Genomic DNA, 22,395 nt, shown 5'->3' with positions numbered 1-22,395 from the left:
CGTGATAACTGATGAGCGGGTTTTGCCTATTATTTTTCCTGTTCCTTTATTACTTGCTCAATTCCCAATATTATCACCTTCACGCCGAACTCAAAAGCTCCGTCGGTTCCCATCAACTCGAACAGCCCGCCAGTGAACATTCTCTTAAACAATCCAGCGTCTGTTTCGCTCATACTGTCCAGAAGTTGTATCAGCTCATCACCTGGAAGTGTTTCCTGTTCCTTAAGGGCAACGGAAACATTCCGCTCATGCTGATAATCATCTAGGACAAAGTAAAAAACATAGTTTACAAGCGTCGTAACGACTTGCATTTTCTGCCCTTGCTCAAGTGGCGTCGATTCAACACAGAGCAGCATGCGGTTAGTGAAGCGAATGATATCCGGTTCATGGGGCAGTGTCATCATCATCATCTGTGTGGAACATGGATATCTGCTGAGCACGCTCCGTGTTGTTACCGCAAGTGCTGTCAGTTGCTCCTTCCAGTCTCCATCGGAGTGGAACTCTTCCATAATTACCTTCGATACATGGTTTGCTAGCCGTTGATAGAGTTTCTGCTTGCTTTTAAAATACCAATACAGTGATGGAGCCTGTATCCCAAGCCGGTTGGCCAAGCGTCTCATACTAAATTTTTCTATCCCATCCTCTCCAAGAAGCTCCCACGACGTTTCTATAATTTTATCCTCTGAAATCTGAGGCTGCTGCTTTTTCATCATTATCCACCCTTTTATCTAACAGTGTAAGTTTATGCTTTACAGGTTCATAAAAGGATGATATCATCTAACACTGTAAGAGGCAACCTTACACTGTTAGATAGAAACCCTACTAAAACGCGTTTATTAAATTGTTGGATAAAAGTTGTCATTGTATAGTATTTAAATTTTTTTATTAATTATAAAGAAAGTAGTGATTAAACATGGATGCAGAAAACCTCTATTATTTTGAAAAAGCACCTGTCGCAAAAGCTGTAGCTCACTTTGCAGTACCAATGATGATTGGTTCATCAATGAATGTTATATATTCCCTTCTTAATGCTTATTTCCTTGGAACACTCCATAATACTGCCATGTTAACTGCACTCGCATTAACATTGCCGTTATTCGCAATCATAATGGCATTTGGCAATTTAGTGGGCATGGGCAGCGGTACATTTATTTCCCGTTTGCTAGGAGAGAAAAAATATAATGATGTCTTGCATGTGTCTTCATTTGCCTTTTACAGCAGTTTAATTCTCGGTCTTATTATGATAGTCGTAGGTCTTCCGTTGATTGATTCAATTGTTCATGGCTTGGGAGCAATGTCAGACTCCTTTATATTCACAAAAGAATATGTAACAGTTATGATTATTGGTTCCCCATTCGTTATATTGTTTTTCACACTGGAGAATATCGTACGCTCAGAGGGTGCAGCAATTACATCGATGATTGGGATGATTCTCAGTGTTGTTTTAAATATTATTCTTGATGCTTTAGTCATCTTCGTATTCCATTGGGACGTGATTGGTGTTGCAACTGCTACAGTTATTTCTAACTTGGCTGCGAGTGCCTATTTCGCCTACCATATAGGAAAAAAGAGCCCATTTTTAACGATCTCTTTAAAATGGTTTAAAGCCTCCAAAGAGATTTTGAGCAATGTAAGTAAAGTTGGAATTCCAATCTTTATCATGAGCATCTTTTTAGGTGCAATGTCGCTTATCTTTAACCATTTTCTTGTCGATTACGGGGAACAGGCTGTAGCGGCATACGGAATTTCATCTCGTTTATTGCAATTTCCTGAGTTTATTGTAATGGGCTTATGTGAAGGAGTCGTGCCATTAATTGCCTTCGCTTTCACAGCAAATAAATTACGTATGAAAACTACGATTGGATTTACGATTAAAGCAATTGTGACGTTAGCAGTCGTGTTCGGCATCGCAGTTTACTTTGTATCCGACCACTTAATCGGTTTATTTACAACTGACCCGCAATTAATTGAAATGGGCAGCTATATTTTACATGTAACGTTTCTATCCTTGTTCATTACAGGAATGACCACACTATTTACAGGCATCTTCCAAGCAACAGCACAAGGAACTGCCGCATTTATTATGTCCATTATTCAAGGAATTACGCTGATTCCTGTATTGTTTATTGCCAATCATTTATATGGATTTGAAGGGGTCGTTTGGTCGATTGTCATTGCAGATGCCGTCGCATTTCTTGTTGGTGCCTTTATGCTGTATGTTCTGCGTAATAAATTGCAGCCGGAATTGGATAGTTTAGTAGAAAACATATAACCAAAGTAATCTCATTAACAGCTGTATTCAAAAGAAGAATCTATATAGATTCTTCTTTGAGTTTATTTTTACTATCTGTACTGGAATATGACCGGAAAATTACTGAAGTAACTGCATTAAAGATATTTAAATTTAATGGAGCACGCTATGCTAAAAGTCCCGATAGATTTGAAGAAGATAAGTGATGAATAAAGAAGGATGAAAATGAAGGTTATAAAGCTCATCAATTTTTTTGCTAATCTGAAGAATAACACACAGAAATTAATATCTTATTACTCACATAAAGATTATTTCTATTAAATAGTAAAGAAAGCTATAACTGGCTTTCCTTTTTAAAGATATCCCCTTATAAAAAAGAAATATAACCCCCTACTTACAGCAAGGTTTAGCCATCACTTGATAACGAAGTCCCGGCCAACTCCGCCTGAGTATTTCCCCTTAAATCAATAGGATATGTAATTGCAAAAAGCCCCTCTAATTAGGGGCTTTTAACATACTAAGTAAAAAAAAGACCTTACCCGTAAAGTTTACATAAGAATAAGGTCTGCAATAATACTTGAACTTAATCAGCAATATTTATTATATAGTAAAAAATTCCTAATTCCAAGTAAAAAGACCTATAAATAGAATTTTACTAAAGGCTTTTTTTAAATATTTAACAAGGGGTTCTCCTACATCACCCTCTTAAACATCTTCTCCATCTCATAAGAAGAATAATGAACAATAATCGGCCTGCCATGTGGGCAAGTGAAAGGATCTGATGTGTGGCGGAGCTCTTCAAGCAAACTTTCAATCTCGTCATTGCGGAGATGGCGGTTTGCTTTGATGGAGCCTTTGCAGCTCATCATGATGGCTGCTTCTTCCCGGAGCAGCTTGATGTCGACTTTTTTCATGGCAAGGACTTGTTCGATCATTTCTTCAATTGTTTCTATTTCTTCGTCCTTTGGAAACCATTGCGGATGGGAGCGGACGAGATAGCTTTGCTGGCCGAATGGCTCGAGGAAAACGCCGACTTTTTCTAGTTCTGCTTTGTTTTCCTCTATCTTCATCCATTCATCTAATGAGTATTCCAATGTAAGTGGAATCAGCAGCTCTTGCAGCTCGTTATGAACTTCACCGACTTTTTCGCGGTAAAATTCGTATTTGATGCGCTCTTGGGCGGCATGCTGGTCGATAATGTACAAGCCTCTTTCGTTTTGAGCGAAAATATAGGTGCCATGCATTTGCCCAATTGGGTATAATGGCGGAACGCGGTTTTCCGCTGCCACATCTTCGAGCACTTCCTCTTCCCACGTGTCTTCGCTGGTATCCACTACTGGTTCTGGAACATTTGGAAAAGCAGTTTCTTCTGTGTATAGTGGCTCCTCAACCGGAGGCTCTTTCATTGAAAACAGTTCTGGCAGCTCTGCATTTAGGAGCGGAGCTGTGTCTACTGGTGCATAATCAATGCTTGTATTGGAGAAAGCAAATGGCTGTGCCTGCTGTTTCGGCATTTCCTGACGATTTTCCCTGGCTTGGTCAAAGGAGAACGCTGTTTGCTCGTCCTTCGGTGCTTTCGCTTTTTCACGGATAAAGCCGGCTGGAATTAATTCCTTCTTCTTGAACGCTGCTTTAATACTCTCACTCACCAGTTCATTGAGCTCTTGCTCCTTGCTGAAGCGAACCTCCATTTTAGATGGATGGACGTTAACATCGACTAGCATCGGGTCCATTTCCACATTCAAAAGAACGATTGGAAATCGGCCAATTGGCAGCAATGTATGATAGCCTTCTTGAATACTGCGCACAAGGGAGTAGTTCTTAATAAACCTGCCGTTAATCATCGTTGAAATATAATTGCGGGAGGCTCTCGTTATTTCAGGGAGCGCCATAAAGCCTGAAAGGGTAAAGTCCAGTGACTTTCCTGTTATCGGAATCATCTTTTTCGCTATATTTAACCCATAAATACTTGCCAAAACTTGCCTAACATCGCCGTTTCCGTTCGTATGAAGCAGCTTCCTGTCATTATGAACAAGGCGGAAGCTGATCTCAGGGTGCGATAATGCAAGCCTGTTAACGATATCTGTGATATTGCCAAGCTCTGTATGAATGGATTTCATGTATTTCAAACGTGCCGGTGTATTAAAGAACAGATTAGAAACAGTGATTTCCGTGCCTTTTCGCCCTGGAGCGCTCTCTTGCTTCTTAAGATGACCGCCTTCAAGCTCGACCATTGTACCTTTTTCTCCAGTTGATGTTGTCAGTACTACATGGGAGACAGAAGCGATACTTGGCAAAGCCTCGCCTCTGAAACCTAATGTGCGGATGCGGAAAAGATCGTTTTCATCCTTAATTTTACTTGTAGCATGACGGGAGAAGGCAGTCAGCACATCCTCTTCCTCAATGCCTGCGCCATTATCGAGAATGCGGATGCTTTGCAGGCCTGCTTCCTCGATAAAGATTTCGATATTGGTGCTGTTTGCATCAATGCTGTTCTCTACTAATTCTTTAACAACAGAGGCTGGCCTTTCGACTACTTCTCCTGCAGCGATTTTATTGGAAAGTGCATCATCGAGTTGAAATATCTTTGCCACTGTCTTCACCTCTTCTTTTATGTGAACTTAATCGTTTTTTATCTTTTTATGCAGTTCATATAATGTGTTTAATGCCTGCATTGGTGTCATATCTAAAATATCGAGTGATTTGATTTTCTGAAGAATTTGTTTTTCCTTTCCTGCCAATTTAGCAGCAGGTTTTTGGTTTTGCATTTCATCAAAGAATGACAGCTGGGCATCTCCATTACTCTCAACTGCTGGAGTTTCCTCCTTCACAATCACTTGTGCAGCAGCTTGCTTGCCATCTTCTTTCTGCTCAAGTGACAACAGAAGCTCCTGTGCCCTGTCAATCAGCTCTGGCGGAAGCTCTGCCAATTGTGCGACATGAATTCCGTAGCTCTTGTCTGCCGCTCCTTCTTTAATCTTATGAAGGAAGACGACTTTGCCGTTTTGCTCCATGGCACTTACATGAACATTGCTTAGGCGGGCAAGCTCTTGATCGAGCACTGTGAGCTCATGATAATGGGTAGAGAATAATGTTTTCGCACCGACTATATCATGAATATGCTCAATTATTGCTTGAGCAAGGGCCATGCCATCATAGGTGCTTGTCCCCCGGCCAATTTCATCAAATAAAATCAAACTGTCCTTTGTTGCATGCAGCAAGGCATTGCGAGCTTCTAGCATTTCTACCATAAAGGTACTTTGTCCAGAAATCAAATCATCTGCTGCCCCGATTCTAGTGAATACTTGGTCAAAGATTGGCAATGTCGCTTCCTCTGCCGGGACAAAGCAGCCGATTTGTGCAAGAATGCTAGTTAAAGCCACTTGCCTCATATACGTGCTTTTACCAGACATATTCGGACCTGTAATGAGCAGCAGCTCTCTGTCAGCATCCATTAAACAGCCATTAGCCACATAGCTTTGTGAATTCATCACCTTCTCGACAACAGGATGGCGTCCATTTTGAATGTGCAGCACTCTTTCAGAAGAAAAAGCAGGTTTCACATAACGGCGGTCTTCGCTGACGGTTGCGAAGCATTGGAGCACATCTAGTGCGCTGACGGTTTTCGCTAACATCTGCAGTCTTGGAATATAGTCTTTCACCGTTTCACGGATGATTGTGAACAAGTCGTATTCCAGCTCTACTATTTTTTCTTCTGCCTGTAAAATCAGGCTCTCTTTTTCCTTCAGCTCTGGTGTTATATAACGTTCTGCATTTGCCAATGTTTGTTTTCGCTCGTATTGGCCTTCCTGCAGCAAATGCACATTTGCTCTCGTCACTTCTATATAGTAGCCAAACACACGGTTATAACCGATTTTTAACGACTTAATCCCTGTTTTTTCCCGCTCTTGCCGTTCTAGCTGGGCAATCCAGGTTTTACCGTTGCGGCTCGCATCTCTGTATTTGTCAAGCTCTTCATTATAACCATCAAGAATGATATTGCCTTCCTTGACAGATAGCGGCGGATTTTCCACAATCGCTGTTTCCAGCAAATCTGTAACCTCTTCACAAGGGTCCAGTTCACTTGCAAGCAAGTTTGCTTCATTAGTGCCGAATTGAGCGACAAGCTCTTGAATTGCCGGAATTTGCTGCAGCGATTTCTTCAACTGCACAAGATCCCGTGCATTCACATTCCCGAAAGCAACTCTTCCGGCAAGTCTTTCTAGGTCGTACACTTCCTTCAGCTTTTCGCGCAAGTCCATTCTTTCGAAATAATGGCTGATCATGACCTCTACCATGTTTTGTCTTTCAGCGATTTTATCTCTGTTCAAGAGCGGACGGTCAATCCATTGCTTTAAGAGCCTGCCTCCCATTGCTGTTTTCGTCTCATCCAACAGCCACAGCAAAGAGCCTTTTTTCCCTTTCGAGCGGATTGTTTCTGTCAGTTCAAGATTGCGTTTTGAGAAATAATCAATTTTCATAAAGTCATCAATCACATATACAGACACGGGCTGCAAGTGATCAAGGCTTCGTTTTTGTGTACGGTAAAGATAAGCAAACAATCGGCTCACAGTAGATTGCAGTGCTTCATCATGGACTTCAGCCAACAACACACCATACTGCTCGAAAACAGCAGCATCGTTTTCATAGGACAAAGTTAAATGAGCACGCTCCTGCATGCGTTTTTTGCTGTCTTCTGGAAAATCTGGGCTGATGATGACCTCCTTTGCTCCTGACAAGGACAATTCATTTAAAGCTGCATCAAAACCCGTTGTTTTAGTCGCTTTACACTCACCTGTTGACAGATCACTATAGGCAAAACCATATGTATGGTTATCCAATACCGTGATTGTGGCAATATAGTTATTTTCCTTATCGGAAAGGTTTCGCCCTTCCATCATCGTTCCAGGTGTAATCAGCTGAACAACTTCCCTGCGGACAACTCCCTTTGCCTGCTTCGGGTCTTCTGTCTGCTCGCATATTGCCACCTTATAGCCGCGCTCAACGAGCTGCTCGATATAGTTCTTCGCTGAATGGTGGGGAACTCCGCACATTGGAATCCGTTCATTTCCCCCGCCTTCCCTGCTCGTCAGCGTGATTTCCAATTCTTGTGATGCTTTAATTGCATCATCAAAAAACATTTCGTAAAAATCGCCTAAACGGAAAAATAAAAAGGCATCCTGATAATCTGCCTTTACTTGTAAATATTGTTGTATCATGGGCGTGTACGTTGTCATAAAATCCTCCAAAAAGATGTTGCTCACATTAATTCAAATTTATTATTCTACCATTATAGCATATCGGGACACTTTGTTTCAGGTGGTTCCTTCTGCCAGAAAAAAAGCAGTCTGCTTTAAGCAATTGCTTAAAGCAGACTGTTTTTTAAAAAATAAGAACTAGGAGAACCTCCTAGTTCTATTCTTCTTCTGAGCCTACAAGGAAATCAGGGTTCAAATCTTCAAACTCTTCATCCTCAACATCCAAGCCCCATACATCATCGCCATCATGTTCTTTATGCTCTGGGAACACTTCAACAACTACTTTTGTTTCCCCGATTACTTCCACTAAAAATTCTCTTTCCACATGAACGATGATTTTGTTGCCGTTTGGTGAGATAACTGCTTCAATGCAGTTCGGTTGCTGAAGCACACGTGCAATCACATCATGATCATCAAGGCAATCTGGATCACGATATTTTAATTTCACGATATCTGTATATTCAACCCGTTCAGTTACGACTTCTGTTTGTGTGTTGTCGTTATAGGAATACCAAACGTTGATATCGTAGTAACCGCTTATTTCTACTGTCTTGCCATTCTTTTCCGCTTCGTACGTATGGTTGATGATCCAGCACCCTAAAATGCTGGAAGGGCTGTTGTCTGGGCAGATCGTATGGTTGGATTTTGTAAATTTACGTCCTTTCGCAACGACTGCCTTTGTAATAATCTCTCTATATTCTCCCATTTTCGAGCGAAACCTCCTCATTCATTTTCATTTCATCCTATGCGGGATAGGAGACTAGTGTGCGATAATTTTTGAAGCTGATAAATTAAAGCTTAAGCCTAATTCATTGTATGAAAATGGAGGGCAAATGTGCCGAACAACAGGAGATTTTCTAGACGAACAACTTAATTTTCTTGCAAGTATGTTTTTGCTACAGTTCCAGCGAAAGCCGAATCATGTCTCTGCATATAATCCCGTTTTCAATGATTTCTTCCTCATAATCTTTAAAGAAATCAAAATCGATACCAACAATACGGAACCTGCATTTCTGATAAAATGCCAGCTGACCGATACTCGAGTTGCCTGTGCCAACGTCTATCTGCCTGAATCCTTGCTGTCTTGCCCAATTAATGGCATCATGCACAAGCAGCTTTCCGATACCGCGTCCTTGCATCGCTTCAGCGACTGCAATATTCACTAATTCCACAACTTTAGGTCGTGTTGGCAGAAGAACATATACACCTGCTATTGTGTTATTACTGTCTGCCACAAAACATTGTCCTCTGCTTAAATAATCATGGATATGACTAGAAGAAGGATCTGCAGACAGCAGCAGTGTTAACGGAGGTGTTTCATTTACTGACAGTTTACGTATATTCATCTCAAATCTCTCCTTTATCCATAAATAATTCTTTCTAAACTTTAAAAAAACCTTCCTAACAAAAAAAGCCTGATAAGCAAAGGCTTATCAGGCTTACATTCATTTATCTTACTGCTTCTTCTAATTTATCAACAAAAATTCCTGTATAGTTGATGCTTGCTGCAAGCTTCTTCATTTGCATTTTGGAAATAGCAGATGATGGATTAATCATGATGATTTTTTTGAAGCCGTTAGACATATACAGCTTGAAGCATCCTTCTAAAACTGGGAGCATATCAGGCTTAGATGCAGCAAGATTGGTTGAATCAATAACTAATGTATATGTTGCTGGAACGATTGATTTAACATGCTTATTATACTCAGCAAGAAACGACTGACCATCTTCTTCTTTCATAAATCCGCTGACAGTAATAAATAATTCCTTTGTTGCTTCCTTTTTTTCAAATGTAAACATAATAATTTCCTCCTAAAATTGATATAAAAGTGATGACATACTATAGCCGACAGCTACAGAGCAAAAAACTACCTTATCTCCGTCTTTTATTCTTTTTCGTTCAAGAGCATCATGGAGCGCAAATATCGGGCTGGTTACGCCTGTATAACCAAACTTTTCACCTACAAATGTATAGTTGTCTAGACCAACCTTAAGTTTCTGCAATGCTTCTTCCACTTCTGGTCTGGAAAACTGAGAAAAAATCCAGTGGTCAATCTCCGCTGGCTGCACATTATGCCGAGAGAGCATGGCAGTAATCAGCTTTTTCCATTCGTCAGAGAAAAAGCTGACATCATGGGGATCAAACCGAAGTTTTTTACTTGCAGCAGGGATGTTCTCATTAAACAGTTGAGAAAATCCTACAGCTGGATACATGACGAAGTCTGCAAGACTTGCATCTGTGTGATAATTGCTTGCTATAAGTCCAATAGGCTCTTCTGTTTTTTCCAGAACTACAGCACATGCGCCGTCTGCAAAGTTAGGATACATAACAGTATCATCTTTTCTGGCGATATTGCTTACATACACACTGCCGATAATAAGTGCTCTCTGAAGGTCTGCACGGCTCTTCAAAAATGCATTCACTTGATCAATAGCTGACAGCATTCCAATACAGTTAGCATTCATATCATAGACAATATGAGCATTTTTCGCCCCTAATATACGATTAAGGAGAAGTGCGTTGCTTGGATAAGTGTATTCAGGTGTGTCAGAGACAAAAACAATCATATCCAGTTCTTCTGCTTTAGTATTAGTACTATCAAGTGCTTTTACTGCTGCTTCGCTTGCCATCGTAATGGTGTTTTCTTTCTCCGGATTAACTAAATATCGTTCTTTCCTGCCAAGATGGTTCATCAATCCTTCTGCTTCTAGGCCTAATGCGTGAAAATGGTCTATAAAAAACTGATTATCATATTTTGTTTCTGGGTGGGCAATGCTAACACCCTTAATTTTGACTTGATTAGCCAACTTGCTCACACTCCCCCAAATTTCATAAAAAAAATCCACCCGAAAAAGGATGGATTGGTATCTGTCTCCTTTTCGGCAACCTGGCAATCATTGCAGCTTAACCACTGCTTTAGACCCATAGCTTTGCGTCCTTATTTTTCAATAAGTTTGCTAGTATCGAAGGCTTATCTTCTCATGTACGAGATTATTTTAGTATATTTTTTTCCCTCCGTCTAGTATTTTAGAACTATTAAAGAAAGGTAAATATAACCAATTATTTGTATTTACCTAGTTTTATATACCTATAAACCCTCATCAAGTTAGATGTGTTGTACAATTATACAAGCTGCATTTCCAGCTGTTATCAATAAATGAAAAATTTGTAAAGGATGTATTTTTCAGCGGATGTTCCACACTAACTTGCGGGTCAAGCTCAGCTATAAGCATAGTTAGAAGTGCACCATGACTGACTATCAATATATTTTGATGTATTGCTTTGTCTAATCTTTCACTTCTAAAGGCTTGTGTGCGTGCTTTGACACTTTCAACAGACTCTATCCCTAAGTCTAGCTCACGCCAATCCTCGCCCCATCTTGCTATTCTTTCTCGTTCTGTTGTTCCTTCTATCATTCCTCCGCCTGTTTCGCGCAGCCTTGAATCAAAAATAACCTTTATTTGCAGTCTTTCTGCCATGATTTCAGCGGTTTGTTTCGCTCTCATTAAGTCACTTGTGTAGATTACATCCCAATTATCTTGGCAAAGACGGTCTGCAAGCAAACGAGCTCCATCTACTCCCTCTTTATCTAAAGGAATATTGCTGCTCCCTTGTGCCCTTCCCTCTCTATTCCAAGCTGTACTGCCATGGCGAATTAATCCCAGTTTCATCTTGTTTTTCTCCCTCCTATAAAAAATGCTTTCCACTAGGAAAGCATTTTTAGCTATGTCTATGCAGCTCATGTGCCAGATATATCATTACTTGCCTTTTCAAAGCACAAATTAACCGTTCGTTCTAATGAGCGGGTTCGATGCATCACATTTGCCGGCACAGTATACATGTCACCTGGCTTTAAGCTTACTGTTTGGTTATTTTCCAAATCAATAAACAGCTCCCCTTCGATCACAATAAACAGCTCATCACAATCCTCATGCTTATGCCAATGATATTCTCCTTCAATGACAGCTATCCGAAGAGCGTGATCATTTACCTCACTTACTATAAAATTACTGTATTCTGCCTTACCCTTTGTCAACTCTAATAAATGAATTAACTCTAACTGTCCCCTTTTTAACCAACCTGCTCACATCCTGCCTTTCATTTTCATTTAATATTTCTGTGCTTATTTCTAATCTCCTGTTTTTTTTATAAAAAGGATAAAAGTAGTAAGAATGGTTAATCTATACATAGTGAATAAAAGGAGGAATAGTTATGGAGCAATCTTTATATGAAAAAGTTGGCGGAGAAGAAGCAATTTCTAAAGTAGTTGATTATTTCTATAATGAGTTAGTATTAAAGGATGAATCAGTAAGTCATTTTTTTGAGCATACAAATATGGAAAAACAACGCAGTCATCAGACTAAATTTATCAGTTTTGCATTAGGCGGACCGAAGCAATATACAGGAAAGGCAATGGCAAAAGCGCATGAAGGAATGAATATCCAGCCGGAACACTTTAATGCAATCGTCAAGCATTTGCATGATGCACTTGCTCATTACGGTGTAGAGGAGAACGATATCCAGACCGCTTTAGAAAAGGTTGGCGGCTTAAAGGACGATATTTTGTACAAATAAAGAGCAAAAGAAGGTTTACCCTTCTTTTGCTCTTTCCACTTACTATTTAAGGTTTGGCAAGATCATCCCGGTTAACTGCATGCGGCGGTTCTTCCATCCAGCCGTTTTCCATCATTATTTTTGCCCCGTTTGTCACAAACATCATAATATTCATAAGCGATTTCGTATACATAACTCCGATATCATGTCTGCCATTTACAGCAAGAGAATTTCCGAACGCTCTTATTTTCATGGAAAACATGTCAACTTTATGAAAAAGCATCAGCTTATCAGAAAAGGGCGCAAACGTCGAAGTTGTTATTAAATGGTCTAAGTATTCGGGAGACGGCAAGTTTTCCTCATGAAGTAAAAGCTTGTACCGTTCCACATTCTTATGCGTCATCTCTTTCCCTCTTATAAATAAGCTTTTCACTTTTTCCTGTCTTGCAACTTGACCGAAAGCCAGTATTAGCGCTTTGCTTGTGACATTGTTTTCGATATTGTCGTAAAGATGGGTAATCTCCATCGCATGAAGAGGGCGAACTTTCCCAATATATCCATTCAGAAAATTTTCGTTGGCAAATTCAGGCCTGTCTTGCACTGGAATAAGCGGCGGCTTCTTAATAAAGCCCTTCCTTAATAGAATCATTTTAATTTGCTCCATCAATTGCATCGTTGCATCCATACAATAAACGAAAAAATCACGAACATCCTCACGATAGACGAGGGGAATGGCTATTTGATAGATGCTCAAACCTGCTTTGGCTGCGTATTTTAAATAATGAACATAGAATTCATCTTCAAATAGCTTAGGAGCATTTAAATTAACATCCTTTTCTGTGAAGCCGACAGGAAATGGAATCTTATCTTTTTTAAATATTTCCTTCGTCGTTTCCAGGAAAACATCCGATAAGTGTAAAGCATTCTTTAATAATGCTTTAATATCCTCATCCTCCACATGCTGTAAATAATAGCTCAGTATGCATCTCGACATGCTGTTTCCCATATAGGTTGCCCACAGCTTTGCCACTTCTGCCGAAGTAAGTGGTTCATTCGGACTTGATTTATGTGAGCCTATTTTAATCGGTTTGATTGTATTCAAGGCATATTCCTCCACGTCGGTTTTGCTTATTTTTTCCGTGAAGGAATCAGATTATACAAAGGATTAGTTACTCTTACAGCAGACCTACCAACTGAAGACCATGAACAATTCCGTCTTCTTCCACCGATTTCGTTACATATTTGGCACAAGCCTTTATATGCTCCTCTGCATTGCCCATTGCAACACTGTTAACAATAGCTGTCAGCATTTCCAAATCGTTTTCACCATCGCCAAAGGCATATTGGTTCTCTTTAGCAATGCCGAGCTTTTCGGTCATTTTGGCAATACCTCGAGCTTTTGAGCCGCCTTTAGGCAAAATATCGACAGATACAGGATGCCATCTGACAAAGTCGAAGTCTTCAGAGACTTGTTCATACTGCTTTTCTTCCCCCTCCTGGCAGAATAATAGCGACTGGAACAGGTCTCTGTCTTTATAATAAAGAGGATCATGTGTTGGAAAATGGGCTATTTTCAGTGTTTGGATGCTTTCTTGTATAAAGATATGCTCCGGAACATTTGCTCTCATATCCTCATGGTCCATATACACTACCGGATGGTCATTTAGCAATGCGGCTTCGGCAAGCTTTTCCAATGATTGAATATTTAATGGGTTCTTATATATAACCTCGCCATTTAACACGACATACTGTCCGTTGTAGCTGACATACGAATCGATTTCAAGCTCCTTGCGTAAATCTTCGAACATAAACGGCGCTCTTCCTGTAGCAATCGCTACCTCATGGCCTTTTTCTTTTAATTGGAAAATTGCTTCTTTGGCAGACTGAGGCAATTGCTTTTCATGTGTAAGCAAAGTCCCATCTATATCAAAAAATATAATGCTTTTCTCGTTCATTTCATTCCCTGCTTTCTATTAGTAATCCTGCTGTAAAAATACTCCGCTGTTATGTCTATTACTTGAAGTAACAGCTTAATTTTCATTTAGTTTACGGTATGAAACGCATTTCAGGTCAATTATTAATTGTGTAAACGCATTAAATCATATTATTTCTTTGTTTTTTTCTGTTGACCTATACAGAAAATAACAGCATACCGAGCATAAGAGAGCAAGCAGTCCTATAAATCCATAACCAAATTTCAAACCAATGATTTCACTGTTCGCTGCACCAAGGCTATTTGCAGCTATACGAGCTGTATCAATGATAAAGCCAATTAAGAAATTTCCGATCACACTCGCTATTCCCATTAAAGTAACGGTAAAAGTGATCGCAGCTCCCGTTCCAATCGGGTATCTTTTGGCGAGCAATGCCATAATCGTTGGATATACCAGGGCTATGCCTATGCCAGAAATGCAAAAGAAGATGGCGCCTTTTTCTCCGATAAGAATTCCTGCAATGGTGCAAATACCAGAAAAAGCCGAAAAGTACATGATGGACCGAGCAAAGCCAATCTTGTCTGTTACAGGACCTAGCAAAAGCCGTGCAAGCATAAAAAACAGAAAGAATAATGACAGCATATTGGATGCTTCCTTTATATCCCAGCTATATGCCTGCACTAAGAAATTGATCAGCCAGCCGCCTACTGCCATTTCTGAGACGACTCCTAACGAAAGAACAGCGACAATCAGCCATGCAACCCTGTCCTTAATCAAAGACTTAAAGGAAGCACCGTCGCCGTCACTTTTACTTTCAGCCGGAAATTTACTAAAAAGAGACGGTAGAATCGGCAGTAAGGATAAAGCTAAAAACAAAAAATACATGCCGCGCCATCCGACATCTCCTTCTCCCCAATGCCAATCCATCACAGAGGCAGCGAAAATTGGTGCGACAGTGGAGCTTAATCCATAAAAGAAATGAGAGATATTCAGCATGGTACCTGTATTTTTTGTAAAAATTCTGGCTGCCATAATGCCAAGGGCAATCTCTAGCATGCCATTCCCTAAATATAAAACAAAAAAGGCAGCAGACAGCGAAGGAAAACTTGCTGACAGATAAATGAATACTCCTGAAAAGGTCATAAGTAGGAATGCAGAGATTCCTGTCCATTTCACTCCGATTCTGTCAGACATCCAGGATGTATAGGAGCATGCAAGAAGATAGCCGAATGAGTTTAAGGCTAAAAGCAAACCAATCTGCGTCTGACTAGCACGAAAGTCTTGTTGAATAAGCGGAATAGCCGGACCTTTTATATTTTCCGAAAAACCAAAAATCAAAAAACCGCCGAAAACTATACTTATGAGCAGATAGTGATTCCATTTACGATCCAACGGATTTTTTTGCAGCACAGCGCTTGCTGTATCGTCTTGTTTGTAATTTAAATTAGCCATAGACTTTCCTTTCTTTAGTCGGTTCTGTTCAATATGTATTTTGCAAAGAACTCTTGTGTCAACTACTAGAGGTCTATGCTAAAAAGCAAAGTTTTATCGATTAATTCCAATTCGATTATTGTCCTTTTCCCTCCTGTTTGCTGAATTTAGATAATGTTTTTATATTAGTCAGCACCTAAAAATATGACCAACTCTCCCTAGAATCAGTTAAACACATCTAGAATATTAAATTCTTGATGGTTTGCTCTTTTCCTGCCTAAGCTTTGTAAAGAAAAAGAATAAACAGACACAAAGTTTTCGGATGTTTTTCGGTTGTAACAAACTGATTATGATAAACTATAATTTGCAATTCATGCTTTTTATTATTATGGCAAGAAATTATTTTTAATGGAGAAGGAGAAATTTACATGCATGAAAAACTAAAAACCATTCCCTCCCTTTCTTCGAATTCTATTTATATGGGTCTTATACTCGCCATTGTGGGGGGCTTTCTTGATGCTTATACTTTTGTCAGCAGAGACGGAGTGTTTGCTAATGCCCAAACAGGAAATATGGTGCTTTTAGCTGTTAAGGCAGCAAACGGCGAATGGAAAGGGGCTCTTTTGTATATCCCGCCAATCATTGCCTTTATATTAGGTGTACTTGTTTCTGAAATAGTGAAAATACCGCATGTACGGCATGTTTTATACAGCTACCGACGCTCTATTCTAATATTGGAGTTTTTTGTTCTTGTGTTTGTCGGCTTTTTGCCATTAAGTGTGCCAAACATGCTTGTGACTGTCAGCATCGCTTTTGTCTCTTCCTTACAGATTTCCACATTCAATAAAGTGGACAAATGGGCCTATAACTCGACTATTACGACAGGAAACTTGCGAACAGCAACACAGGCTGCCTATGCGGCTATTGTCGGACACGATGAGGAAGCTAAGCGGCAGTTTATTGATTTCGGTGTAATCATTCTATCTTTTTTTGCTGGTGCTTTGCTTGGAACGTTTTCTACAACTTATTTTGGAAAAACTTCGATTTGGATTGCTGCAGGCATATTAATGATTGCTATTATTTTGTATCACCGTGATAAAGGATATTATAGGAAAGGGGCACAAAATTAATAAGACAGAACAAAGCCTGCAGCAAATCTTTGCTGCAGGCTTTGTTCTGTCTTATAGCGTAAAACCTAAATATAGTACGATAATAAGGGCGACAACAAACTGAATCCATAAAATAGATGTTTTTCTTCCCTTTTTAGTGCGAATTACAATCATCTCAAGCATTGCAATTACCCATAATCCTACTAATGTTTTTAATGTATGCATAACATCAAGGCCAGTGTAGGTAAGCATCGTCACACCTGTGCCAATGATGGCTAAGTACATCAGTCTTAAAACCATATGCACAATTTTACTTCCTTTGTCTTTGCCGCTCTTATGCAGAAGCAAAGATACCACAAAAAGAATCAAGGCAACCGACCATGCCGTTATATGTATATGTCCCAAACTTTTCCCCCTCCTTTCACTCTCTCAAATCTTATCATAGAATAAAAAAAAATATCCAATAAAACTATCAATTTCCAACTACTTATTTTATAACTGTCCAAACGCCTTGCAATATGGGCAGAACTGCTTTCAGCCCCTCTAACTGGATTCTTCCGAGAACCGAAAGTTCTATAGAAATGCTTGAAATTTTAATTTTAATATTATAACATAGTGAACGTTGTTTATAAAAAATACAATAGATAGTTAACAGAAAAAACAAAATCTTTGGCTTTTTTAGCCTTACTTAGTCAGCATGATGTTCCACTGCTTAATGTATGATTTATAGATTTGATGTCTCCGATTATTTTCAGAAATTTTTAGAAATACTAATAAGGACCGGCAAGGCCCCTAAAGACAAATCATTCTTTAAAAGTTAGACATTTGTTAATGAACAGCATTGAGACTTACGAAGTGGCAGCATCTGGTGATTTTTTCATTTGGCTATTATTTTTTGAAAATTGCTATCTTTACGATTTCGCCATTCAATAATCGTGAAGAGTATTTTCGAAAAGTAGTTAACTTTTATATTTGATCTAAGTTCTGGAGGTTTTATCGTGTCAACTAAAGTACCATTTTCCTTTATTATTATTATTGGCCTGATGTTATTTGCACTGTTTTTTGGTGCAGGAAACCTTATTTTCCCGGCCATGCTTGGCCAATCAGCAGGCAGTGAAATCTGGTCAGCTAATGCTGGGTTCCTTGTTACTGGTGTTGGCTTGCCACTTCTCGGTGTACTAGCTTTCGGCTTTTCCGGGAAAGAAGACTTGCAGTCATTAGCGAGCCGTGTACACCCACTTTTCGGGATTATCTTTACAACGGTTCTTTATTTAGCAATTGGCCCATTATTCGCTATACCGCGTACAGGCAATGTATCTTTTGAGATTGGTGTTAAGCCATTTGTGACAGAAAGTTCTGCCGGTATTGCCCTTCTTATTTTCACTATTATCTTTTTTGCTATTACTTGTTTCTTGTCTCTTAACCCAGCTAAAATAGTAGACATAGTCGGCAGATTCTTAACGCCAATCAAGTTAACATTTATCGGGATTTTGGTTGTTGTTTCCGTCATTTTCCCTATTGGTAAGTTTCAAGCTCCAACAGAGCATTATATGACAAACTCGTTTTTCAACGGGTTCCAAGAAGGATATTTAACAATGGACACACTTGCGTCCTTTGTGTTTGGAATAATTATTATCAATGCTATTCGTGAAAAAGGTGCTACTACTAGAGGCCAAATCATGAAGGTTTGTTTAATGGCAACAGCAATTGCGGCTGTCATCCTTGCTGCTATTTATTCAGCACTTTCCTTTATGGGTGCATCTAGTGTGGAAAAGCTCGGTTATTTAGACAATGGCGGAGAAGTTTTAGCTCGTGTTTCTGACTACTATTTTGGAACATACGGCGGAGTATTGCTTGGCTTGATGATTACAGTCGCTTGTTTAACAACTAGCGTCGGACTAATCACATCTTGTTCTTCCTACTTCCATAAGCTGTTCCCGTCTATTTCGTATAAAGCAATTGCAATCAGTTTATCCGTATTTAGTGCAGTAATTGCCAATGTCGGTTTGACTGAGTTAATTACGATTTCTGTGCCTGTGTTGACTATTATTTATCCACTGGCGATTGTGCTTATATTCCTGACTTTCCTTCATCCACTTTTTAAAGGAAGACCAGCAGTATATCAAATAAGCCTATTGTTTACATTTATCGTCAGCCTAGTGGACAGTTTGCAAGGAACTGTATTAAAAATTTCAGCACTTGATTCGTTCTTTGCAAGTTTCCTGCCAATGTACGGCATTGGTTTAGGATGGATTTTTCCTGCTATAGTCGGCGCTATAATCGGCTATGTAGTGCAGCTTAACAAAGAGAGTGTTGCTACTTTAAATAAATAGATCAAACTAAAGAAAAAAGGAGACTGACGCAATTGTCAGTCTCCTTTTTTCATGCTATTTGACAAAAATTTATAAAAAAAGCAAGACTGGTAAATCGTTCTAGTTCCATGTATAGTACAACTATCTTCTTATGAAAGGAATGTTTTACTTGTTTTATAAATTAACAAAAGAACAGCAGCAGCTAATGGTTTCGGAAATACAAACGTTTTTTGCAGCTGAACGGGACGAGGAAATATCAGAATTCGCAGCGGAAAGCGTGCTTGAGTTCTTTAAGGACACGATTGCTCCTCATTTTTATAATGCTGGCGTTATGGATGTCAAAAATTTAGTGGAAGAGCAATTCTCTGCTATTGAAGATGAAATTTTAATATTGGAAAAACCAATCAGAAAATAGAATCCCTTTTTCCTGCATATACCATTATTCAATGTACATATAGGAGCTGCCAAAGTAACATGCTATACTAGACTTCATTTCTTTTATAGGAGGTTTTCTAGCTATGCGTAAAACAATGCTTGCACTGCTCCTCGCTGTATTTCTTGGCTCAACGATGACTGGCTGTGATGAAATTAATCCAGGCACAGACCAGCCAGGAGAAGATGAAATCGGCGATAATGAAATTAATGACGAAGAATAAAGGCATCGAGTTTTCGATGCCTTTCTAAAAAGTAATTCAAGCTTTCCTCAATCCTCATTATTTGCGTATTTCAGTTCATATCTCTCTTTTTTTGCAAGCCTGAAAGCGCCGCGATAATTGTGCCTGACTGTATTGTTCCAGCGATACCCGCAGGTTGCCGCCGTTTTATTTAATACAACGGCAACCTCTTCAAAGGCAGCAATTGCTGTACTGCCCTCACGAATATGATTCAATACCGTTTCTGCCAGTAAAGCATCTTGTTCTCTCGTAAATGTATGTGGCATTTTATCACCTTTTGTTCGTCTTGATTATCCTTAATATCGACACGAAACAGTTTAGTTTTAGTGCCATTTTACATTTCTAGCAAATCTGTTATATCATCGTTGTACCCTTTTTCGTTTATACCCAAAAGGAAGGAATGAAAACAGCGTTGGAACCCGCTTAATTATCCTCTACATTGGCAAAAAACTCTTCCAATGTCCAATTCTTCTCTTTTATTAATTTAGCTGCTTCCTTGCCAACATAGCGATAATGCCATGGTTCATATTCATATTGGGTTATGTCAACCTTATCTTTCGGATAGCGCAGAATAAATCCATATTTATAAGCATTGTCCATTAACCATTTGCCTTCTTTATCTTCTCCGAACTCTTCCGTTAATAAGAAATTCTGACCCTCTGAAGTGATATCCATTGCTAACCCGCTTTGATGTTCACTAGAGCCGGGAATAGCTACTGCCTGCTCTGCTTGTTCTTCCCCTACATTTGCAACCTCTTGGTCAAAAACTGCAGATTGTCGTTCATATGACCTGTATCCTGAAGAGGCATAAAGAATCATACCTTCTGATTTAGCTCCATTAAACATTTCAGCAAGCGCTTCTCCTGCTTCCTTCCTCATATAGCTTTTCTCAATATCCTCATTCCCAAAGGAAAAGGAAACTTCTGGTCTGATAAGATCCTTTGGTTCATAATCACTTGGCAAATAATATTCTTTATTAACTAACGCTAATATATTTTCAGGATTCAAAATGACATTATGTCCGTCTTCTTCCTTTACTTTATTTAGATTTTCACTTGGTATGGTCCATTCCTTTGTTTCTTGATTTTCTGCCTGCTGCTGGGAAGTTTGGTTCGTGTTTTCCTCTTTTGGCTGACTCTCTTGTTGTGTCGTACTGCAGCCGCTCAAAATAAAAGCAATAGCTGCAGTCGTAATTATTTTTTTCATGTTGTCACCTTTCTTCTCTTGCTCAGTAGTCCATTTTATGTATTTCTTTCCTTCTACCTTCATTATTATAAGGGAATATTAACATTATAGAAGTGTTTGTCGACAATACCATTACAAAAAAATGACAAAACAAAAAAATATCTATTACGTTCCGAATACGAATGGCAACATAAAAACCGCTTTTTCATCTAACAATAAGGAAGAGATACATCAAGCAATGGGAGGGAATCACAAAATGCCTAGAGATGCAGACAATATTCATGTGGAAACAGAATCTCATAAGGATGGTCCAAGAGAAGGAGTCATCCCAAGTGGAAACAGTAATCAGATGGGGATTAGAACAGAAGCTGGACATAAAAAGGCAAATGCCTTCCATGTTCAATCACTGAAAGCAGATGCTGATATGCAGCAATTCAGCGATACGATAGATAATGCCTTTCCTAAATAAAAAAAACAGGATGCAAAAGCATCCTGTTTAGCTCCTAATACCAAATCTTTCTTTCGCCTTTAATATAAATTCTTGCGAATCTATGTCTTCCTTTTGTTTAGTTCCGTCCGACCATTCTGTAAATGAATGATTAGTCAAAACTATACTTCCCTTATCTGTTAACAAGCTAAGCAGAGGATCTTTATTAAAACGCGACGCAGGATGATTAACGATAATTCCTTGCATTTCATTTAACTCTTTGACATCATCGAAAACTTTAGTTGAGCAAAAGGCATAACCAATCCTCCAGTCCTCATCTTTATCCTTCAGCTTGACATATAACATATAATCTCCATACTCACTCGGCTTCTGCTCTATCTTAAATTCTCCATTATCTGAAACTATTAGCTCTCCATCAAGGGGCACAGGCTTTAATGGCAGATTGGCGCCATATCCTGAATCCACCACATATTGGCGTCCATTATCCTCAAGCAATATACAAGCGTGGGTAGCTCCTGTCTTGCTCCAAGCTTGATTGGCAGGATCATAGGTAATCCCCTTAATTAGGGCGACATTTAACCCGTTTTCACGTAAAAACAAGTAAAGAAGGGAATTTATATCATAGCAAAGCCCGCCTTCTTTTCGCTCAATGATCTTATCTTGTAAATAAGCGGGAGATATCTCGCCCGTTTTCCCTCCGATTATAGCCATATTTTCAAAAGGGACTGTTTTTGCCACCTTTTCCAATACAATTTCTAGATTTTGCAACGTTATTGCTTCTGCAAGAGGGAAGCCAATTCGCTGCCGAAAGCGTTCATTTAATTCATGCATTTGTCATCCTCCTAACTATATAAAAAGATTCTCTCCTTGAAGGACAAGGACTGTCATGCCTTGCTCACTGCCTGATTCATGGCCTTCTCCCTTGTCCCACAGCACTCCCTCACCTGTTTGCAGTGTCTGTATTTGTCCGTCCGCTCCTTTAATCCAGCCTTGCCCTTCCATTATGATGAAGGCCTGTTTAACCGGAGCATCATGATAACCTACCATTCCCCCAGGCTCGACATGAATTATACCGATACTAACAGGTTCATTTGTTCGCATTAAATTCGTGTAATAAGCAGCTACGGAATTATAATTGCTGATGGCCTTGCCTGTAAGCTTATTAAATGACATTATTTCCTTCATTTAAATACCTCCTTGTTCGCCATCTTATTATCGCATACATTTATTTAAGGTCT

General features: G+C 39.3%; 23 protein-coding genes, 1 pseudogene and 1 riboswitch. Of the genes and pseudogenes, 7 read left to right on the top strand and 17 right to left on the bottom strand.

Features of this window, described 5'->3' with window-relative positions:
• Positions 1–29 precede the first annotated feature (29 nt).
• The gene (locus L8T27_RS08115; protein ID WP_233314770.1) at positions 30–710 is read right to left on the bottom strand and encodes a TetR family transcriptional regulator; all 681 of its coding nucleotides are present in this window, start codon (positions 708–710) and stop codon (positions 30–32) included.
• A gap of 203 nt (positions 711–913) precedes the next feature.
• On the opposite strand from L8T27_RS08115, the gene L8T27_RS08110 reads away from it, so the two are divergent.
• On the top strand, positions 914–2,272 hold the full coding sequence (locus L8T27_RS08110) for an MATE family efflux transporter (RefSeq protein ID WP_233314232.1): 1,359 nt from the start codon (positions 914–916) through the stop codon (positions 2,270–2,272).
• A gap of 671 nt (positions 2,273–2,943) precedes the next feature.
• Here L8T27_RS08110 and mutL read toward each other — a convergent pair.
• From mutL to L8T27_RS08070, 8 genes are all read right to left on the bottom strand, one after another.
• Positions 2,944–4,845 (bottom strand): DNA mismatch repair endonuclease MutL, encoded by a 1,902-nt coding sequence (gene mutL, locus L8T27_RS08105; RefSeq protein WP_237941249.1) that lies wholly within the window; start codon positions 4,843–4,845, stop codon positions 2,944–2,946.
• A 27-nt stretch (positions 4,846–4,872) separates the two neighbouring features.
• Positions 4,873–7,488, bottom strand: coding sequence for a DNA mismatch repair protein MutS (gene mutS / locus L8T27_RS08100; protein WP_237941248.1), 2,616 nt, complete (start codon positions 7,486–7,488; stop codon positions 4,873–4,875).
• A 178-nt stretch (positions 7,489–7,666) separates the two neighbouring features.
• The gene (locus L8T27_RS08095; RefSeq protein WP_233314235.1) at positions 7,667–8,215 is read right to left on the bottom strand and encodes an outer spore coat protein CotE; all 549 of its coding nucleotides are present in this window, start codon (positions 8,213–8,215) and stop codon (positions 7,667–7,669) included.
• A gap of 190 nt (positions 8,216–8,405) precedes the next feature.
• Entirely contained in the window at positions 8,406–8,855 is a 450-nt protein-coding gene (locus tag L8T27_RS08090; RefSeq protein WP_237941247.1) for a GNAT family N-acetyltransferase, read from the bottom strand.
• Between the two features lie 103 nt (positions 8,856–8,958).
• Positions 8,959–9,309, bottom strand: a complete 351-nt coding sequence (locus tag L8T27_RS08085; protein ID WP_233314237.1) for a hypothetical protein — start codon at positions 9,307–9,309, stop codon at positions 8,959–8,961.
• Positions 9,310–9,321: 12 nt separating this feature from the next.
• The gene (locus tag L8T27_RS08080) at positions 9,322–10,317 is read right to left on the bottom strand and encodes a ketoacyl-ACP synthase III (protein WP_237941246.1); all 996 of its coding nucleotides are present in this window, start codon (positions 10,315–10,317) and stop codon (positions 9,322–9,324) included.
• A 71-nt stretch (positions 10,318–10,388) separates the two neighbouring features.
• Positions 10,389–10,479: riboswitch (cyclic di-GMP riboswitch) on the bottom strand.
• Between the two features lie 132 nt (positions 10,480–10,611).
• Positions 10,612–11,181, bottom strand: coding sequence for a histidine phosphatase family protein (locus L8T27_RS08075; RefSeq protein ID WP_237941245.1), 570 nt, complete (start codon positions 11,179–11,181; stop codon positions 10,612–10,614).
• Between the two features lie 68 nt (positions 11,182–11,249).
• Positions 11,250–11,546 carry a cupin domain-containing protein gene (locus tag L8T27_RS08070; RefSeq protein ID WP_237941244.1) on the bottom strand — a complete coding sequence of 99 codons (297 nt, stop codon included), beginning with the start codon at positions 11,544–11,546 and terminating at the stop codon, positions 11,250–11,252.
• A gap of 176 nt (positions 11,547–11,722) precedes the next feature.
• On the opposite strand from L8T27_RS08070, the gene L8T27_RS08065 reads away from it, so the two are divergent.
• Positions 11,723–12,085, top strand: coding sequence for a group I truncated hemoglobin (locus L8T27_RS08065; RefSeq protein WP_233314239.1), 363 nt, complete (start codon positions 11,723–11,725; stop codon positions 12,083–12,085).
• 46 nt (positions 12,086–12,131) lie between these two features.
• Here the strand turns inward: L8T27_RS08065 and L8T27_RS08060 are convergent, their stop codons facing one another.
• From L8T27_RS08060 to L8T27_RS08050, 3 genes are all read right to left on the bottom strand, one after another.
• Positions 12,132–13,166 (bottom strand): DUF3231 family protein, encoded by a 1,035-nt coding sequence (locus tag L8T27_RS08060; RefSeq protein ID WP_233314240.1) that lies wholly within the window; start codon positions 13,164–13,166, stop codon positions 12,132–12,134.
• A 73-nt stretch (positions 13,167–13,239) separates the two neighbouring features.
• Positions 13,240–14,019, bottom strand: coding sequence for a Cof-type HAD-IIB family hydrolase (locus tag L8T27_RS08055; protein WP_233314241.1), 780 nt, complete (start codon positions 14,017–14,019; stop codon positions 13,240–13,242).
• Between the two features lie 144 nt (positions 14,020–14,163).
• Positions 14,164–15,450, bottom strand: coding sequence for an MFS transporter (locus tag L8T27_RS08050; protein WP_233314242.1), 1,287 nt, complete (start codon positions 15,448–15,450; stop codon positions 14,164–14,166).
• A gap of 407 nt (positions 15,451–15,857) precedes the next feature.
• Here L8T27_RS08050 and L8T27_RS08045 point away from each other — a divergent pair, with 407 nt between their 5' ends.
• Positions 15,858–16,559, top strand: coding sequence for a YoaK family protein (locus L8T27_RS08045; RefSeq protein WP_233314243.1), 702 nt, complete (start codon positions 15,858–15,860; stop codon positions 16,557–16,559).
• Between the two features lie 51 nt (positions 16,560–16,610).
• Here L8T27_RS08045 and L8T27_RS08040 read toward each other — a convergent pair whose 3' ends face one another.
• A complete protein-coding gene (locus L8T27_RS08040; protein ID WP_233314244.1) occupies positions 16,611–16,943 on the bottom strand; it encodes a YisL family protein in 333 nt (110 codons plus the stop codon).
• A 593-nt stretch (positions 16,944–17,536) separates the two neighbouring features.
• Here L8T27_RS08040 and brnQ point away from each other — a divergent pair.
• The 3 genes from brnQ (at position 17,537) to L8T27_RS08025 (ending at position 19,506) form a co-directional block, all read left to right on the top strand.
• Complete coding sequence (gene brnQ / locus L8T27_RS08035) at positions 17,537–18,871, top strand: branched-chain amino acid transport system II carrier protein (protein ID WP_233314245.1); 1,335 nt, start codon at positions 17,537–17,539, stop codon at positions 18,869–18,871.
• A 148-nt stretch (positions 18,872–19,019) separates the two neighbouring features.
• Positions 19,020–19,265 carry a DUF2164 domain-containing protein gene (locus L8T27_RS08030; protein ID WP_237941243.1) on the top strand — a complete coding sequence of 82 codons (246 nt, stop codon included), beginning with the start codon at positions 19,020–19,022 and terminating at the stop codon, positions 19,263–19,265.
• A gap of 103 nt (positions 19,266–19,368) precedes the next feature.
• A complete protein-coding gene (locus tag L8T27_RS08025; RefSeq protein ID WP_237941242.1) occupies positions 19,369–19,506 on the top strand; it encodes a hypothetical protein in 138 nt (45 codons plus the stop codon).
• 74 nt (positions 19,507–19,580) lie between these two features.
• Here L8T27_RS08025 and L8T27_RS08020 read toward each other — a convergent pair.
• Together L8T27_RS08020 and L8T27_RS08015 are read right to left on the bottom strand one after the other, a co-directional pair.
• Positions 19,581–19,790: pseudogene (locus L8T27_RS08020) on the bottom strand (RsfA family transcriptional regulator); the annotation flags it as partial.
• A gap of 157 nt (positions 19,791–19,947) precedes the next feature.
• On the bottom strand, positions 19,948–20,730 hold the full coding sequence (locus tag L8T27_RS08015; protein ID WP_233314248.1) for a D-alanyl-D-alanine carboxypeptidase family protein: 783 nt from the start codon (positions 20,728–20,730) through the stop codon (positions 19,948–19,950).
• Positions 20,731–20,965: 235 nt separating this feature from the next.
• On the opposite strand from L8T27_RS08015, the gene L8T27_RS08010 reads away from it, so the two are divergent.
• Positions 20,966–21,178 (top strand): hypothetical protein, encoded by a 213-nt coding sequence (locus L8T27_RS08010; protein WP_233314249.1) that lies wholly within the window; start codon positions 20,966–20,968, stop codon positions 21,176–21,178.
• Between the two features lie 27 nt (positions 21,179–21,205).
• Here L8T27_RS08010 and L8T27_RS08005 read toward each other — a convergent pair whose 3' ends face one another.
• The gene (locus tag L8T27_RS08005; RefSeq protein WP_233314250.1) at positions 21,206–21,988 is read right to left on the bottom strand and encodes an arylamine N-acetyltransferase family protein; all 783 of its coding nucleotides are present in this window, start codon (positions 21,986–21,988) and stop codon (positions 21,206–21,208) included.
• A gap of 15 nt (positions 21,989–22,003) precedes the next feature.
• On the bottom strand, positions 22,004–22,342 hold the full coding sequence (locus L8T27_RS08000; RefSeq protein WP_233314251.1) for a cupin domain-containing protein: 339 nt from the start codon (positions 22,340–22,342) through the stop codon (positions 22,004–22,006).
• Between the last annotated feature and the right edge of the window lie 53 nt (positions 22,343–22,395).

The organism is Niallia sp. Man26, from assembly GCF_022049065.2.
Taxonomy (GTDB): Bacteria; Bacillota; Bacilli; order Bacillales; family Cytobacillaceae; genus Niallia.
Note: the sequence above shows the minus strand (reverse complement) of the source record. Positions and strands in the feature narration are given on the sequence as shown.